The organism is Moraxella sp. CTOTU46711 (assembly GCF_031975715.1).
Lineage (GTDB): Bacteria > Pseudomonadota > Gammaproteobacteria > Pseudomonadales > Moraxellaceae > Faucicola.
The window spans coordinates 44785-60194 of sequence record NZ_DALYMP010000006.1; the positions used below are offsets into that span (position 1 = coordinate 44785).

Annotated in this window: 17 protein-coding genes; 9 read left to right on the forward strand and 8 right to left on the reverse strand. The window is 44.5% G+C overall.

The window, feature by feature from the left end:
• The first annotated feature begins 12 nt into the window (after positions 1-12).
• Positions 13-1809: a M61 family metallopeptidase gene (locus RTJ53_RS08885; RefSeq protein ID WP_312276657.1), complete on the forward strand. Its 1797-nt coding sequence runs from the start codon at positions 13-15 to the stop codon at positions 1807-1809.
• A gap of 169 nt (positions 1810-1978) precedes the next feature.
• A complete protein-coding gene (locus RTJ53_RS08890) occupies positions 1979-2239 on the forward strand; it encodes a type B 50S ribosomal protein L31 (RefSeq protein ID WP_007117222.1) in 261 nt (86 codons plus the stop codon).
• A 142-nt stretch (positions 2240-2381) separates the two neighbouring features.
• On the opposite strand, the gene RTJ53_RS08895 is transcribed toward RTJ53_RS08890, so the two are convergent.
• Positions 2382-2900 (reverse strand): RNA pyrophosphohydrolase, encoded by a 519-nt coding sequence (locus tag RTJ53_RS08895; RefSeq protein ID WP_036596083.1) that lies wholly within the window; start codon positions 2898-2900, stop codon positions 2382-2384.
• Positions 2901-3244: 344 nt separating this feature from the next.
• Here RTJ53_RS08895 and RTJ53_RS08900 point away from each other — a divergent pair, with 344 nt between their 5' ends.
• The gene (locus RTJ53_RS08900; protein WP_312276658.1) at positions 3245-3691 is read left to right on the forward strand and encodes an OsmC family protein; all 447 of its coding nucleotides are present in this window, start codon (positions 3245-3247) and stop codon (positions 3689-3691) included.
• An 11-nt stretch (positions 3692-3702) separates the two neighbouring features.
• Positions 3703-4125 (forward strand): MAPEG family protein, encoded by a 423-nt coding sequence (locus RTJ53_RS08905; RefSeq protein ID WP_076775040.1) that lies wholly within the window; start codon positions 3703-3705, stop codon positions 4123-4125.
• A 7-nt stretch (positions 4126-4132) separates the two neighbouring features.
• Here the strand turns inward: RTJ53_RS08905 and RTJ53_RS08910 are convergent, their stop codons facing one another.
• From RTJ53_RS08910 to RTJ53_RS08940, 7 genes are all read right to left on the reverse strand, one after another.
• A complete protein-coding gene (locus tag RTJ53_RS08910; RefSeq protein WP_312276659.1) occupies positions 4133-5143 on the reverse strand; it encodes a tRNA dihydrouridine synthase in 1011 nt (336 codons plus the stop codon).
• Positions 5136-6650 carry a UvrD-helicase domain-containing protein gene (locus RTJ53_RS08915; protein ID WP_312276660.1) on the reverse strand — a complete coding sequence of 505 codons (1515 nt, stop codon included), beginning with the start codon at positions 6648-6650 and terminating at the stop codon, positions 5136-5138. The genes RTJ53_RS08910 and RTJ53_RS08915 overlap by 8 nt, the downstream gene beginning before the upstream one ends.
• A 168-nt stretch (positions 6651-6818) precedes the next feature.
• Positions 6819-7544 (reverse strand): twin-arginine translocase subunit TatC, encoded by a 726-nt coding sequence (gene tatC / locus RTJ53_RS08920; protein WP_312276717.1) that lies wholly within the window; start codon positions 7542-7544, stop codon positions 6819-6821.
• A 92-nt stretch (positions 7545-7636) separates the two neighbouring features.
• A complete protein-coding gene (gene tatB / locus RTJ53_RS08925; RefSeq protein ID WP_312276661.1) occupies positions 7637-8383 on the reverse strand; it encodes a Sec-independent protein translocase protein TatB in 747 nt (248 codons plus the stop codon).
• Positions 8384-8437: 54 nt separating this feature from the next.
• Positions 8438-8668, reverse strand: a complete 231-nt coding sequence (tatA, locus tag RTJ53_RS08930) for a Sec-independent protein translocase subunit TatA (RefSeq protein ID WP_007117213.1) — start codon at positions 8666-8668, stop codon at positions 8438-8440.
• A gap of 202 nt (positions 8669-8870) precedes the next feature.
• Positions 8871-9692, reverse strand: coding sequence for a bifunctional phosphoribosyl-AMP cyclohydrolase/phosphoribosyl-ATP diphosphatase HisIE (gene hisIE / locus RTJ53_RS08935; protein ID WP_312276662.1), 822 nt, complete (start codon positions 9690-9692; stop codon positions 8871-8873).
• Between the two features lie 88 nt (positions 9693-9780).
• Positions 9781-10224 carry an acyl-CoA thioesterase gene (locus RTJ53_RS08940; protein WP_312276663.1) on the reverse strand — a complete coding sequence of 148 codons (444 nt, stop codon included), beginning with the start codon at positions 10222-10224 and terminating at the stop codon, positions 9781-9783.
• A gap of 498 nt (positions 10225-10722) precedes the next feature.
• On the opposite strand from RTJ53_RS08940, the gene rpmI reads away from it, so the two are divergent.
• The 5 genes from rpmI to RTJ53_RS08965 all read left to right on the forward strand — a co-directional run bounded on the left by rpmI (position 10723) and on the right by RTJ53_RS08965 (position 15348).
• On the forward strand, positions 10723-10917 hold the full coding sequence (rpmI, locus tag RTJ53_RS08945; protein ID WP_036604595.1) for a 50S ribosomal protein L35: 195 nt from the start codon (positions 10723-10725) through the stop codon (positions 10915-10917).
• Between the two features lie 48 nt (positions 10918-10965).
• Complete coding sequence (gene rplT / locus RTJ53_RS08950) at positions 10966-11325, forward strand: 50S ribosomal protein L20 (RefSeq protein ID WP_007117209.1); 360 nt, start codon at positions 10966-10968, stop codon at positions 11323-11325.
• A gap of 114 nt (positions 11326-11439) precedes the next feature.
• Complete coding sequence (gene pheS, locus RTJ53_RS08955) at positions 11440-12483, forward strand: phenylalanine--tRNA ligase subunit alpha (RefSeq protein WP_312276664.1); 1044 nt, start codon at positions 11440-11442, stop codon at positions 12481-12483.
• 9 nt (positions 12484-12492) lie between these two features.
• Positions 12493-14907 (forward strand): phenylalanine--tRNA ligase subunit beta, encoded by a 2415-nt coding sequence (gene pheT / locus RTJ53_RS08960; RefSeq protein WP_312276665.1) that lies wholly within the window; start codon positions 12493-12495, stop codon positions 14905-14907.
• 123 nt (positions 14908-15030) lie between these two features.
• On the forward strand, positions 15031-15348 hold the full coding sequence (locus RTJ53_RS08965) for an integration host factor subunit alpha (protein ID WP_007117206.1): 318 nt from the start codon (positions 15031-15033) through the stop codon (positions 15346-15348).
• Positions 15349-15410 lie beyond the last annotated feature (62 nt).

The following is a 15410-nucleotide window of genomic DNA, read 5'->3' on the forward strand; positions in this document are numbered from 1 at the left end:
AGCTGATAAAAAATGTCCCAAATTCATTACCAATTCGATTTTAAAAAATTTCGTGAACACCTTGTCGATGTCACGCTTACGTTTACTGCGGACAACGACAACCCAATCGTTTGGCTACCTGCTTGGATTGCGGGTAGTTATATGATTCGAGAATTTAGCAAACACATTACGGCAGTCACTGCCACCATCCATGATTCAGATGCCAAGAACAATCAACGGCTTAAAAAAATCGATAAAAACCACTGGCAAATCCACGCCAAACCAGGCGACCGCATTAGCGTCACTTATGAAGTCTATGCTTATGACTTATCGGTGCGTGGGGCGTATGTCGATGAAACTCGCCTGTACGGCAACTTCACCTCCCTAGCATTAGCAGTACAAGGGCAAGAAAACCAAGCGATTAAAGCCGAACTCATTTGCCCGCAAGACTTTTATGAGGTAAACGGTGTGGAAGTCAGCCTAGCCACCGCCTTACCCGAAAAAATGCACCAACAAGCCAAACAAACCATCTATCAGCTAACTGCCAACAACTACGAGCAACTTACTGACAGCCCGTTTGAAATTGCTGAGCAAGATGAATTTTGGTTCGATGTAAAAAGTGGCGAAAACACCATTGCCCACCGATTTGTGATTTCTGGTGTACAGCACAGCGACCTTGAACGGCTAGAAACTGACCTTAGCAAAATTTGTCAAAGCTATGTCGATTGGCTCGGTAATACGCCGTTTGATGATTATCTGTTTATGACCATGGCGACTTCAAGCGACTATGGCGGACTTGAGCACCTTGCCAGTACCAGTTTGATTACCCCACGAGATGACCTACCCACATTTTTTGAACAAACTGATCCAAGCGAAAGTTATCAACGCTTTTTGGGTTTGTGTAGCCATGAATATTTTCATGCCTGGTGGGTTAAAACCGTGCGTCCCGAAGTTTTTTTAACCACCAACTTTAACCAAGAGACTTACACCACCTTGCTATGGGTGTTTGAAGGCTTTACCAGTTATGTGGATGATTTTATGCTACAAAAAAGCGGGGTTATTTCGCAAGATAGCTATCTTAAACTGCTTGCTGAACAAATCAATCGCTACTATCAAACCCACGGACGCGCCTTGCAAAGCGTGGCAGAGTCAAGCTTTGATGCGTGGATAAAGCTATATCGTAGCGATGAGAACACCGCCAATGCCGGGATTAGCTACTACAACAAAGGCGCGCTGGTGGCGTTATGTTTAGATTTGACTTTGATAAACCATGGCAAACGTATTTTTGATGTGATAAAAGTTTTTTATGACAAAGCCAGAGCCCAAGATAATCGCCGTTTTGGTATGACGGACGCCAATCTAGATGACGTCATGAATGAATGTTTACCCAAAGACGTTTGGCAAGATTTTAGAGCCAATTATATCGACGGCACGACAGAATTACCGCTATTTGAACTGTTGTCAGAACAGGGTGTGAGTATTGAACAAAAAGACGATGATATTACTTGGGGCATGAAATATATGAGCGAGCCTACTGGGTTAAAAGTGCAACGTGTTGTGCGAAATAGCCAAGCCGCTGCTGCAGGGATTTCTGCTAATGACGTCATCGTGGCAATTGATGGGTTAAAGGCGAGCGAAAAATGGCTCAAAGCCACTGCCAAAACCCAAACAATTAGTGAAGACCCTGCCGTGTGTCATGTCTTTCGTCGTGATGAGTTGTTGGTACTTGAAGTGCCACCCGTGAGCGACGCGCATGTTAAACAACCGCAAAAATGGATGCTGTTAGCGGGTGAAAATACAAGCTTCACAAAATGGCTGCAGTGGAAATAACTTGCAAAAATAAAGCAAATCTAGTAAAATTCGGCTTCCAATTTTATCAATCCATCCTGTGTTGGCTTTAATCGGTTGGGTGTTTGGGTGAATTTTTAGCAAAATAAAGGTTCATGCCACGCATACTAACTGCAGACCAAAGGGCAGGATAATGACTAGAGACCTAACCATGCGCGCAGATATCCATCCAGCTTATCAAGAAGTTTTATTCCACGACACCAACGCTGACGTTTACTTTTTAACTCGCTCGACTATCAAATCGAAAGTAACTCGCGAATACGAAGGTAAAGAATACCCATACGTCGCACTCGATATTTCAAGTGCCTCACACCCATTCTATACCGGCGAACAACGTAAAACCCAAAACGAAGGTCGTGTGGCAAGCTTCAACAAACGTTTCGGCGCATTTGCAGGTCGTAACAAAAAATAAGTTTAATCGCTTATTGTCAAAAACCCTTTGCAACTGCAAAGGGTTTTTTATTGGATGGAATGGGGCAATACTGGATAACCTCTAACGATAAGCCAAAAAAAGCTCACTAAAGTGAGCTTTTTTTGGGTTTATTTGTTTAGGTTTAATAGGAATGAATTTTTACATTTTTAGGTAGTAACAATTCTTTTTTGAGTGGCAACTGCGGTGATAACTCAAACAAGGCGCGGCGATATACATTACGTTTAAATGCCACCACTTGGTTAAGTGGATACCAATAACTGACCCATTCCCAGCGGTCAAATTCAGGTTTTGCCGTATCAAAACGGATATGTTCTACATTGTTCTCATCTAGCTGGAGCAAAAACCATTTTTGTTTTTGTCCAATACACAAAGGATATTGTCCTTGTCGTACAAAACGTTTTGGCAACCGATAACGAAGCCAATTTTGGGTTTGTGACAACACTTTGACATGCTGAGGATACAGTCCGACTTCTTCCCACAATTCCCGGTACATTGCATCAAGCGGCGTTTCACCAAAATCAATGCCACCTTGTGGAAATTGCCAAGCATCGTGACCCACGCGTTTTGCCCACAGTACTTGTCCGTGTGTATTTGCCAAGATGATACCTACGTTCGCTCGAAAGCCATCTGCATCAATCATGACGATTACCTTCAATTTAATGGTTAAAATCAGCAGGTAATCACATTATCAAGTTTTTTGGGTCGCAAGGTTTACACACATCCTTGCAGACCATTATTAAAGTTTTGGTCAATCAAATCATCGGGAATAAACCCATCTCATACCAACAGACGCTTATTTTATTATTATTGCTAAAAAACATGGACAATGTAATCACTGCCTTTATTACCCACTATTAAACCAGTTTTTATGTCAAAAGTGTAATGTTTATTTGCTATAAATTGTTTCACGGACATAAAAAGCGCATAATATCGCTTGATTTTATACAAAATATTTTTTCAAAAATTAAAACATCTGGGGATAGTATGAAAGCAACGGTAAATTGGTTAAAAAACGAAAACATTAATTTTGAAGCCGTGACTGAAAATGGCAATAAAATTATCATGGATTCAACGGAAAAATTGGGTGCAAAACCCATGGAAATGGTTTTGATGGGGCTTGGCGGCTGTGCCAGTTATGATGTGGTCAGTATCCTGCAAAAAGCCCGTCAAGCGGTGAGCGACGTTGAGTGTCAGCTATCGGCTAAGCGTGCCGACACGATTCCTGCGGTATTTACTGATATTCATTTGCATTTTGTGGTTAAAGGCAGCGCCATCAAAGAAGCGCAGGTTAAAAAAGCCATCGAATTATCGGCAGAAAAATACTGCTCAGCCAGTCGTATGCTAGAAAATGGCGGTGTCAAAATCACCCATGACTATGAAATCATTGATGAAACCTCTGATGAAATCACTAATGAAACGGTTAAAGGGTAGGGAATAACGGCATGTTTTCCTACTTAAGTGCTGTCCCTGCCACCAATAGCAGTGTGGTGCTGGCAATGATGGTTGCCAGTTTATTGCCCTTGGTGTTCGCGATATTGGCAAAGGTCTTTGGCGGATTTAAAAGCAAAGACAATGCCAATCCGCGAGAGTTTTTGGGTAAACAAACGGGCGCGGCAGCGCGTGCCAATGCCGCGCAGCAAAATAGCTATGAAACCTTGCCGGTATTCTTGGCAGCGGTGATTGTGGCGTTGCTATTTTTTGTACCGCTGTCAGTGGTGACCCAGTTGGCGTGGTTGTATGTGATATTACGGATTATTTATGGGTTGGCGTATATTGCCAATTGGGCAACTTTTCGCTCAATTATTTGGTCGCTTAGCCTAGCTTGTCCGCTAATGTTATTTTATTTAGCGATACGATTGAGCTAATTTGCTACTAGCAATCGCCAGCTTGGGATTGTGCTTGCAACATCGCAACAATGGTCTCAAGCTGTTTTTGTTTTTTGACTGTTTGCCAAAGCTCGCTGGCTTCTTCATAGCCTTGGGTCAACATGCCAAGCCACTGTTTGTAACGTCCCACCAGCATATTATCGCTACGGGCATGTCCTTGCAAAAACGCAATTTGTAGCTTGAGTAGCGCTTGCCAAGCCATGTTTTTTACCCTGTCACCTTTATCCATTGCTTTGATTTGATTGACCAAGTCAGGTCGAGTGACCGCACCACGTCCGAGCATGATATGTGGGGTGTTGGCTTGATTACGGCAACGCATGGCTTGTTCAGCCTGCCAAATTTCGCCATTAGCAATAATCGGTAATCTTAACCGCTGTGTTAGGGGCGCGATTAACTCCCAATAGGCAGGGGGTTTATAGCCTTGGGTTTTGGTACGGGCATGGATAGTCAGCCAACTGGCATTAGCTGATTGCACCGCATCGCCGATTTCTTGGGTTAGTGAGGTATCTTCATAGCCGAGTCGGATTTTTGCTGATACAGGCGTATCCGATGGCACGGCTTGGCGTACTGCATGGATGATTTGATACAAGGTTTCAGGTTCGGTGAGCAACACCGAGCCACCGCGGTGACTATTGACAGTTTTAGCGGGGCAACCAAAGTTAATATCAATGGCTAACGCACCAAGCTCAACCGCTTTGACAGCATTACCTGCCATCAAGTCGGGCTCACTGCCCAATAACTGCACATGTACTGGCGTGCCGTGAATGGTTTTGCCTTTTATACTATCCTCATGCAAAAGTTCGGGTACAAATTTGTAAAACACATGCGCGGGTAGGACGTGCTGGGTGACGCGAATAAACTCACTCACCGCCCAGTCGTAATGTCCGATACTGGTTAAAATATCCCGCATCAATGGGTCGGTTAGTCCTTCCATCGGCGCAAGGACGATTTGCGGCTGGGTAAAATCTGGGCTAAACTGCGATAAGTGACTAGCCATAAATCACCTTTTTATCTTTGAGTCCGTGAATCAAATCTTGAATATTAAAAATATCCAAATTTACCTTGGCGCGCGTACAGGCAACATACAGCAGTCGCAACTCTTCGGGGGAGATTTTTACCGCCTGAGAAGTCACATCATAATAAAAATCATTGTCAATTTGCACCCGTGACCATTCCAACCCTTTGGCTTTATGCGCGGTAGAGATGATATAGTCGGCTTTATCCAGTGTGGTCAAGCTGTTGATTGCTTGGTTTAGCGTTTCGGTGCCATGTTCATCGACCAGTTTGACGAGAGTTTTTAAATCGCTGCCTTCGCTCGTCTCGCTATAATCCTGCACGTCGCGCCAATTATTAAAGTAGGCAAGCTCAGGTACACCATATGCCGCTTGTCCTTTTTTTAGTCGTTCGGCAGATTGGCTAAATTTGAGCAAACGCTCTGTATCGGCTTGTAGCGCAACTTTATGTCCCATTTTAAGCCCAGATAACAGATTGACCATCGCACTGGCGTTGGTACGGCAAAGAATGGCATCTTTTTGACCATGCACCATACTTTTGCCTAAGGTAGACGCCATCGCAGGATTGCCGCGCAGTGGCACCTCTTCTTGTAGCGCTTTTAAGAACCCATTCGCCACATCGGCAATTTGGTCACCAAATCGAAACGATTGGGTAAGCAAGGTTTGTGGTAGCGGCAGGCGCTTCATGGCATTGACAGCGCCGCGCCATTCATAAATTTGCTGATGCGCGTCACCCACATAGATAACTTGGTTGGGCTGATTGGACAAAATCCCCATCATCAAGGGGTCAGCGTCTTGCGCTTCATCAAATAAGATAAAATCCGCAGGAATCACCGGTTTGGATAGCGCCCAGAGTTTAAGATAAATATCATGCCCAATCCCCGCAGGGTGGCGCGGGTCAATCGACTGTTGCCAGCGCCGCTCTACATACGGGTATAAGGTATCGCGCAGCTGCTCAGCTTCACTGGCAACCAACCAATCAGGAAACTGCAAATGGCGCGGCGCGGGGTAACTGGCATGGGTACTACAAAACGTGCTCACCGCATCAGACACAAATCGTGCTTGTCGCTCTGGCGTTAAGGTCACAAACTGGCTTTTGCCTTCAATTTGGCGTTTGACTTGCACAGGTGTCAACCCCAAATCTGAGGCAAGGCGACTGGGTGAAAAACGCGGTAGTTGCAGCTTTGCGGTGATATCGCGAGCGGTATGACGAAATGCCAATGAGTGAAAAGTGCGACAGTCGACATGGTGGGGGAATTTACGCTGCGCTTCTGCAGCAATCGCTTTGTTAAATGCCAAATAAATCCCGCGACCACGTAGCTGATTGCCAATCAGGTTAAGCGTGGTGGTTTTGCCTGCGCCTGCATACGCTACCACCTTAAACGACTGGCGTGTGAGTGCCATATCGACAGCCTGCTGCTGCTCCCCCGTTGGGCGTTGGGTCGGGCTGTGGACAGGGGGTGGGTTAAGGATAACGCTGGGGTTTGACATAAGGCCATTGCTAACAGAAAAGTGAGCTATTTTAGCAAAATTTGGCAAGTTTTGCTCAGTTTCCTTTATTTACTCAACCTGTATTTACTAAACCTTTATTTACTAGCCTTTATTTACTAAGTGGGGATGAATGAGAGGTTGACTAGGCTTTAGCTTTATCCAGCCAGATTAGCGGTCTTTCTGTAATAACGCTTTTTCTTTAACCAATACCCGTGCCATAATTAGACCCAGTTCAAACAATAACCACATCGGGATAGCTAGCATCACCATCGACAAGCCATCTGGCGGTGTCACCAATGCGGCAATACCAAAACAACCCACGATGATGTAACGGCGTTTTTGCGCCAAGCTATCCACCGTCACTACCCCAGCCAACACCAGTAGCAGCGTCAACACAGGAATCTCAAAGGTTGCCCCAAACACTAAAAACAGCTTGAGCACAAAATTTAGATAGCTTTCGATATCGGTCATCGGTAGCACGTTGTCGGGGGAGAATTTGATAAAAAAAGCCAGCACGCTTTTGAGCACGACATAATAGGCAAACGCAATCCCCAGATAAAACAATATCACCGATGACAACAGCACGGGTAGGGCGATACGTTTTTCATGCTTATATAGCCCTGGAGCGATAAACGACCAAATCTGGTATAAAATATACGGCATCGCCAAGATAACAGCCAGATACAGCGTCAATTTAATCGGTGCCAAAAATGACGAGGTGATATCGGTTGCAATCATAGAAGAATTGACTGGCAACAACGCCGTTAACGGGGCGGAAAAAATATCGTAGATTTCCCGCGAAAAGCCCGCCAATGCCAAAAAAATCACCAAAACCGCCGCAAAACCGTGAATCAAATGACGGCGCAGTTCAATCAAATGTTCAGTAATGGGCATATCTACCAAAGTGTTGTCTTGCGATGGTTTATTATCTTTAGCTTGTTCAATGGCTAATTGTTCGGGCGTTTTTTTGGTTTTGATAAGCTTGGTCACTGGGCAACTCCACCCAAACTTGGCAATTGGTGCAGTAGAGGATCGGCTTGATAATTGGGTAAAAACGGCGGATTGGGAAGACGTCTAACACGGTCATAATCACTGAGCAAAAACCAACGATAATACATTGGCTCAGTGGCAGCGAATAGGGCTTTATGTAAGTCTTTAGCCACTGCATCGGCTTCGGCATCAGCCTCTAGACTCAGCAAATAATCGTCTGCTTTGGTTTCTACCAGATAAGACTCGTCAGATGGCTTGTCTAGTGAATTATCTAGTGGCTTGTCTGGTAAAAGCGCGGTGGTATCTGTTGTTGGCTCAGCTAAATGATTGGTTGGTTCATGACTGGGTGATTCATGACTGAGTGGTTCAGTGGGTAGTCTAACTGCGTTAGTATCATGACCAAGATTAGGGGTTGTATCAGCCGATTGGGTATTGTGAGCTTGCATCGAAGGCACTTTGCCATGTTGCTGTAATTCGCTCACACTGCTGCGAAGCGCTTCCATCTCGCGCTTCATATCAACTTCAGCTTGGCGGATTTTTTCCAGCTCAAGCTGCATTTGCTTGCGCGTTTCGGCAAGGTCAAGCTCAGCTTCAATTTCTGACTGCAGCGTTGCAACCGTACGGCGGAATTTGGCATACCACTGACCTGCAGTGCGCGCCGCTTGGGGGAGTTTTTCAGGGCCTAGCACAATCAGTGCAATCGCCCCAAATAACAGTAGTTCAGAGAAACCTATATCAAACATAACAACCGTGGTAGTTAGGGATTAAAAAACCAAAGAAAAAGTAACGACTAGGGTTTAAACGTTATGTTTATCTTGTTGGGTCTGCGTGGTATTGAGCTCAGCTTTTTCGTGTTCAAGGACACGGTTTTTGTTCAGATGCTGTTCGTTTTCATCTTTGACCGCATCTTTAAAGCCTTTAACGGCACCACCCAAATCTTTACCGGCATTTTTCAGTTTTGAAGTGCCAAAAATGACCACAACAACAACCAGTAAAATTAACCAATGTGTGATTGAGAAACTACCCATGAGAATATCCTTTGATTAACCTTGACAATAGGGGTGAGGACAATATGAAATTGCAGTGTAACACATAACCATTGCGTTGACATAACTGTGCAAAAAACTGTGTGAAACACGGCGAATTTTTCGCAATTTTAGCCAGCAATACTCAGGAATTATCGACTGTTTAGTGGCGTTTACTTAAGGGCGCTCACTTAAGGGCTATTACTTAAGAGATTTGACGTGCGGCTTTTTCGTCGATACCCGATAAGCCAAAACGTCTTGCCAATTCATTGGTGACAGCCCAAGACGGTATATTAAACCATGCCAATGTGACCATTGTATGAAACCAAACATCAGCAATTTCATACACCAAATCTTTCACTGCGGTGTCATCGGCGACGGCCTCATAGGGAGTATCGTTGGCAATGTTGATATCTTTGGCAGCGATAATGGCTTCGGTGGCTTCTTCACCGACTTTTTCTAAGATTTTATTGATACCTTTATGGTATAAGCTTGCCACGTATGAGCTATCAGGATTGGCATCTTTACGCCCAATCAATACTTCATCTAACGCGGTTAAAATATCCGCTGACGTCGTAGCGGTTTGTGTCGCATTGCTTGCAAGCAGCGAGTGTTCATGAGTCGGTTTAGCGTTGTCACCATAAATCGCATCAGGGTCTTTGATGACCGCATCAGTGATTTGCCATTGTAGCTGTCCGTGGTCATCGGCAAGCAGACGATAAAAACAAGACTGCCGACCCGTGTGGCAAGCAATCCCCCCCACTTGGGTGACTGACAACACAATCACATCAGCATCGCAATCTAGACGGATTTCATGGACTTGCTGAAAATGCCCCGAGCTTTCGCCTTTATGCCATAATTTACCGCGAGAGCGTGACCAATACACTGCTTGCATTTTTTCAGCAGTCAGGCGTAATGACTCGCGATTCATCCATGCCATCATCAAAATGCGCCCTGTATGAAAATCTTGAGCGACTGCAGGAATAAGCCCATTGTCATCAAATTTTAGTGTATCTAGCCAATCCATATTCACGCCCTGTATCATACTATGCAAGCCTTAGCCAAAAAAAAGCACCCATCAAACGATGCGGGCATTTATCATAATTCATCAAGCCCTAAATCTCAAAGGGTTTCACATCTAAGGCTTCTTTGATGGTAGCTGATAACGCGATTTCTTGGCTTTGACGATAGTCATACGCCGCAAAGCCCATTTTGGCATACGCCACCAATGACCCATCAAACATCCGCGAGACTTTAAACACAAAATCACCACCCAAATCGGTTAAATGCTGCACGCCGACTTCAAATAACAGTTCTTCACGCGCCCGTGCCCGATCAAGGATTTGGGTCTCGATATGATTAATGACCAAGCCTTGGTACTCAGCATTAACCTCTTTAATGCCTTTTGAATATAAAAAACGAAAACGGGCTTCGGTAAGCAATGCCACCAAATTTTCAACCGTTAAATGTTGTGCTAATCCAATTTCGGTATTGCGCACGCGCATGACGGTCTCAAACACGAAATGGGCAACTTCAATATTTTTGTTTAAAGCTGACAAGAATTCTAACCTCATGATGTTGATAAAGATGAAAGAGTATTACACATTAAACTTTTCAGAAACTTAAGAGCCCGATAAATACCTTAAGGTCAAACAAACTAACGCAAATTGTGTCCAAAATAGGGCTTGCTTATCACTTTTAGCTAATTTATCCTCAGTTTTTATAAATTAAGTTGTTAACTTAATTAATGTAATCTCGTGATAGATTTACCAAGTCTTTATGCTAAGTAATTGATATAATTTATTTTTTAAAAATTCTACAAACAGCCCTTAATAATAATTTATCTATTATAGTAGAGAAATATTAAAGTAGCATCAATAAAATGGATGTCAAAGAAAAATTAGTGATAACAATAGCGTGCATTCACCAATGGTTTTTGATAAAATACCGCCTCCCACCTCAAGGCAAAAAATCCAGTGTGATGAGGATTTTTTGACAAACAGGTTAACTTCACTTGATAAAGATGTTTAATCCTTGTCAAAAACGAACAAGAGGCTATCATGAAATTAAAAACTCGCCGTGGTGCTGCCAAGCGTTTCAAAAAAACTGGTAACGGTATCAAACGCAAACAAGCATTCAAACGCCACATTTTGACCAAAAAATCTCCTAAGCGTATCCGTCAATTACGTGGATGCAAATTGGTACACGTGTCTGATGAGAAACGTGTTTACCGTATGTGTCCTTACCTATAATTTATAGGCACCCAATCAACTGATATTACAAAACTTTAGGAGTAAATTATGGCTCGTGTAAAACGTGGTGTACAGGCAAATCGCCGTCATAAAAAAGTATTGGCTCGTGCAAAAGGTTATTACGGTGCGCGTTCTCGTGTTTTCCGTGTTGCTGTACAAGCAGTTACCAAAGCAGGTCAATATGCGTATCGTGACCGTCGTAACAAAAAACGTTCATTCCGTCGTTTATGGATTGCACGTATCAACGCGGGTGCGCGCTTAAATGGCTTAAGCTACAGCCGTATGATTAACGGTCTGAAAAAAGCTAGCATCGAAATCGACCGCCGTGTATTAGCAGACATCGCTATGCATGATGCGCAAGGTTTTACGGCATTGGCAGAAAAAGCAAAACAAGCACTGGCTGCTTAATTTGTTTTAAAGCGATTTTTCAAAAAGCCATTAAGTGCAAGCTTAATGGCTTTTTTTATCGCCATATTTTAGTTAAAATGCCTATCACTATTGATAACCAAGATTGCAACGCTCATGACAGAAATAACGACTGACAAACTTATCCAATATTCTGAAAATTTAACCGATATCACCCAAGACCAATTTTCCCAATTTTTTCAAGATGCCAAAGCCTTAATTAGCACCGCACAAAACCCCCAAGACCTACAAAACATTCGCGTGACTTTAACGGGCAAAAAAAGCCATTTGACCACTTGGTCGAAACAGCTAGGCGGACTCGATGCCGACGGCAAAAAGACCATCGGCGGTATGCTGCATCAAGTACGTACCCAAATCAATGACAGCCTACAACAAGCGCAAAGCGATTTAGAAGCTAAAGCTTTGGCTGCCAAGCTTGCCAGCGAATCCATTGACATCACACTGCCAGCACGTGGACAACAAGCGGGTAATTTGCACCCTGTCACCATGACCGCTGAGCGTATGCAAGGGTTTTTCCGTCAAGCAGGTTTTGAAGTCGCAACAGGTCCTGAAGTTGAGAGCGACTACTACAACTTTGAAGCGCTAAATATTCCAAGCCATCACCCAGCGCGCGCCATGCACGATACATTTTATTTTAATGCCAATTATGTGCTACGTACCCATACCAGTTCGGTGCAGATTCGCACGATGGAAAAAGGCAACCTGCCGATTCGTATCATCTGTCCAGGACGTGTGTATCGCAACGATAGCGACCAAACTCACTCACCGATGTTTCATCAGCTTGAGGGTTTGTATGTCAGCGAATCCACCAATTTTGCTGAGCTAAAAGGCTTGATTCATGAGTTTTTGCAGGCGTTTTTTGGTCGCAAACTCACGGTGCGTTTTCGTCCATCGTATTTTCCATTTACTGAGCCGTCTGCAGAAGTGGATATCCTTGCCGAAAATGGCAAGTGGCTAGAAGTGATGGGCTGCGGTATGGTGCATCCAAAGGTATTGTCCGATAGCGGTATTGACCCGACCAAGTACCAAGGCTTTGCATTTGGGATGGGGATTGAGCGCTTTGCCATGTTGTACTACGGCTTGAATGATTTACGCTTGTTCTATCAAAATGATGTCAGATTTTTAAAGCAGTTTGCTTAGGGGAAAACAATGAAAATTAGCGAAAACTGGTTACGCCAATGGGCAAACCCAAACTTAAGCGCTGAGCAAATTGGCGAACAACTGACGATGGCAGGCTTAGAGCTTGATAGCTTGGATAAAGTCGCCAAAGACTTTAGTGGTGTGGTGGTCGGTGAAGTGATTGACGTCACCCAACACCCCGATGCTGATAAACTGCGCGTTGCCAAAGTGAATGTCGGTGAGCATAGCGAAGCACCGCTACAAATCGTTTGCGGTGCGCCCAATGTGGCCGCTGGCGTGCGTGTACCTGTGGCACTGGTAGGCGCCAAACTGCCACCTGCACAAGGGGATGAACCCTTTAACATTAAAAAAGGCAAACTGCGCGGCGTAGAATCGCATGGTATGCTGTGCGGTGGTAGTGAGATTGACTGTGACGATGGTGTTGATGGCTTGTTAATTTTGCCAAATGATGCACCTATTGGCATGGATATCCGAGCGTATCTTGGCTTAGACAATCATGTGCTAGATATTTCAATTACCCCAAATCGGGGGGATTGTTTTAGTGTGCGCGGTATCGCGCGTGAGCTTGCCGTGCTCAATGATTTAACATTTCAACTACCCTTTGATAATATCACCGCAGCTGTGACCGACAACGACAGCCAAGCGGTTAGCGTAGAGACCACAGACTGCCCGCGTTATTACGCGCAAGTGGTCAGTGGACTGACAGGCACCACGCCATCACCTGATTGGATGAAACAAGCCCTGAATGCCTCAGGCGTCAAGCCACGTAATTTACTGGTGGATGTCACCAATTACGTCTTACTTGAGCTCGGTCAGCCGCTGCATGCGTTTGATGCCGATAAGTTGGTGGGCGCAATCATTGTGCGCCATGCGCAACAAGGCGAAACCCTTGAGCTATTAAATGAGCAAACCATTACCTTACAAGGTGATGAACTGGTGATTGCCGATGAACAAGGTGTCATTGCTTTAGCAGGGATTATGGGTGGACTTCGCACCGCAGTGACCGATAGCACGACCCGAGTGGTAATCGAAAGTGCATTTTTTAAACAATTGGCGATTGCAGGTAAAGCACGCCGTTTTGGCTTGCATACCGATGCGTCACAGCGTTTTGAGCGGGGTGTCGATTTTGAATTGCCAAAATTGGCACTCGACCGCGCGGTCAATCTATTAGCGACATTTGGCAATGGCTCAAGTGAGGTTAGGGTCGGTCAAATCACGCTAGCTGAAAACACCGCTGAACTGCCAAAACGTATGCCAGTGACGCTACCGATTGTCAGTATCAATAAATTGTTAGGCGCGGATATCGCCACCGACAAAGCCATTGAGATTTTAGAGAGTCTACAAATCAGCACCGAGTTACAGGGCGAAAATCTGGTTGCCACGCCGCCGAGCCATCGTTTTGATATCGCCTTACCCGAAGATTTGATTGAAGAAATCGCCCGCATTTATGGCTATAACAATATTGCCAACAAACTGCCTGCGTTTACCAGTAACTTGTTTGACAATAAACGCCAAAATGATCTGCATAACTTAAAAATGAGCTTGGTCAATCAAGGTTATTTTGAAGCGGTGAGTTTTAGTTTTAGTGATGCCAAAGTCGAAGCTTTGTTTGATGGGGCGCATTTTGCTGCACCACTCGCCCTTGCCAATCCAATCTCAAGTGACTTAGCGGTCATGCGTCGTACCCTGCTGTCTAGTCTGTTGCCTTGTGTGCAATATAACTTAAACCGTCAACAAAACCGCGTGCGTCTGTTTGAGACGGGTCTGCGTTTTGATGGCAGTGATATCGCAAGCTTAAACCAAGTTGAGACCTTGGCGATGGTGGCAGTTGGCAGCACTCATCCAGAGCAGCATCATGACAGCCGTGTGATGGATTTTTACGACCTAAAAAATGACGTCGAATCGGTTTTTCCACGGTTTGCCCAGTCTGCTATCAGTTATCAACGTAGCAAGCAGCCGTTTTTACACCCCGGTCAGAGTGCCGATGTACACTATCAAGGCAAGGTGATTGGCTGGTTGGGTCAGTTGCACCCACAGATTGCCAAAGCCTTGGATTTGCCGACCACTTGGGTGGCGCAGCTGAATTTACAGGCAGTGATTGACATGCACCAGCAGGCATTGACCATCATGACGCCAAGTAAATTCCCTCAAGTACGCCGTGATATCGCCGTGGTGGTAGACAAGTCGATTGCGGTGCAATCAATGCGAGACACTATCAAACAAGTCGGGGGCGAGCTATTAAAAGAGGTGTGGTTGTTTGATGTATATGCCGGCAGTAACTTGCCTGAAAACCAACAATCGCTTGCTTTTGCACTGGTGTGGCAAGACATCGAAGCCACGCTTTCTGACGAGCGTATCAATGCGCAAATGGAAGCTGTTATCGCTGCGCTACATGAGCAGTATCACGCAACGCTACGGGTGTAATCTTGTACTAGCAAATTATGACAGTCGATACAATGTTTTTCTTTGATTTTAAAGTAAAAATAACTATCGACTGTATTTGCTAGAATCGCTAGAATAGGAACATTTAGTAGGGTGGGTATGATAATGAATATGCAAGTTGAAGGCAAAACCTTAACCAAATTAGAAATGATCAATCATTTGATGGAAAATTTGGGCATGACGCGCCAAGACAGCCGCGCATTTGTGGAGAATTTTTTTTCAGAGTTGTCAGAGACGTTGACCAAAGGTCACCAAGTCAAGCTATCGGGTTTTGGTAACTTTGAAATCAAAGATAAAAGCCAACGTCCAGGTCGCAACCCAAAGACTGGCGAGATGGTTCATGTCACAGCGCGCCGCGTTGTTACCTTTAAAGCAGGGCAAAAAATGCGTCGCAGTATTGAAGATAAACTATTCACAGAATAACGCGCTTTATTATTTTTAGATTATTTCTAGTTAATTTAGGCGTTTTAAAGTCAATTAACGCA

What these genes read in the sequence shown, in the direction of transcription:
- RTJ53_RS08885 (WP_312276657.1), top strand. Translation starts at nt 13, where the DNA reads ATGTCCCAAATTCATTACCAATTCGATTTTAAAAAATTTCGTGAACAC.
- RTJ53_RS08890 (WP_007117222.1), top strand. Translation starts at nt 1,979, where the DNA reads ATGCGCGCAGATATCCATCCAGCTTATCAAGAAGTTTTATTCCACGAC.
- RTJ53_RS08895 (WP_036596083.1), bottom strand. Translation starts at nt 2,900, where the DNA reads ATGATTGATGCAGATGGCTTTCGAGCGAACGTAGGTATCATCTTGGCA.
- RTJ53_RS08900 (WP_312276658.1), top strand. Translation starts at nt 3,245, where the DNA reads ATGAAAGCAACGGTAAATTGGTTAAAAAACGAAAACATTAATTTTGAA.
- RTJ53_RS08905 (WP_076775040.1), top strand. Translation starts at nt 3,703, where the DNA reads ATGTTTTCCTACTTAAGTGCTGTCCCTGCCACCAATAGCAGTGTGGTG.
- RTJ53_RS08910 (WP_312276659.1), bottom strand. Translation starts at nt 5,143, where the DNA reads ATGGCTAGTCACTTATCGCAGTTTAGCCCAGATTTTACCCAGCCGCAA.
- RTJ53_RS08915 (WP_312276660.1), bottom strand. Translation starts at nt 6,650, where the DNA reads ATGTCAAACCCCAGCGTTATCCTTAACCCACCCCCTGTCCACAGCCCG.
- tatC (WP_312276717.1), bottom strand. Translation starts at nt 7,544, where the DNA reads ATGCCCATTACTGAACATTTGATTGAACTGCGCCGTCATTTGATTCAC.
- tatB (WP_312276661.1), bottom strand. Translation starts at nt 8,383, where the DNA reads ATGTTTGATATAGGTTTCTCTGAACTACTGTTATTTGGGGCGATTGCA.
- tatA (WP_007117213.1), bottom strand. Translation starts at nt 8,668, where the DNA reads ATGGGTAGTTTCTCAATCACACATTGGTTAATTTTACTGGTTGTTGTT.
- hisIE (WP_312276662.1), bottom strand. Translation starts at nt 9,692, where the DNA reads ATGGATTGGCTAGATACACTAAAATTTGATGACAATGGGCTTATTCCT.
- rplT (WP_007117209.1), top strand. Translation starts at nt 10,966, where the DNA reads ATGGCTCGTGTAAAACGTGGTGTACAGGCAAATCGCCGTCATAAAAAA.
- pheS (WP_312276664.1), top strand. Translation starts at nt 11,440, where the DNA reads ATGACAGAAATAACGACTGACAAACTTATCCAATATTCTGAAAATTTA.
- pheT (WP_312276665.1), top strand. Translation starts at nt 12,493, where the DNA reads ATGAAAATTAGCGAAAACTGGTTACGCCAATGGGCAAACCCAAACTTA.
- RTJ53_RS08965 (WP_007117206.1), top strand. Translation starts at nt 15,031, where the DNA reads ATGAATATGCAAGTTGAAGGCAAAACCTTAACCAAATTAGAAATGATC.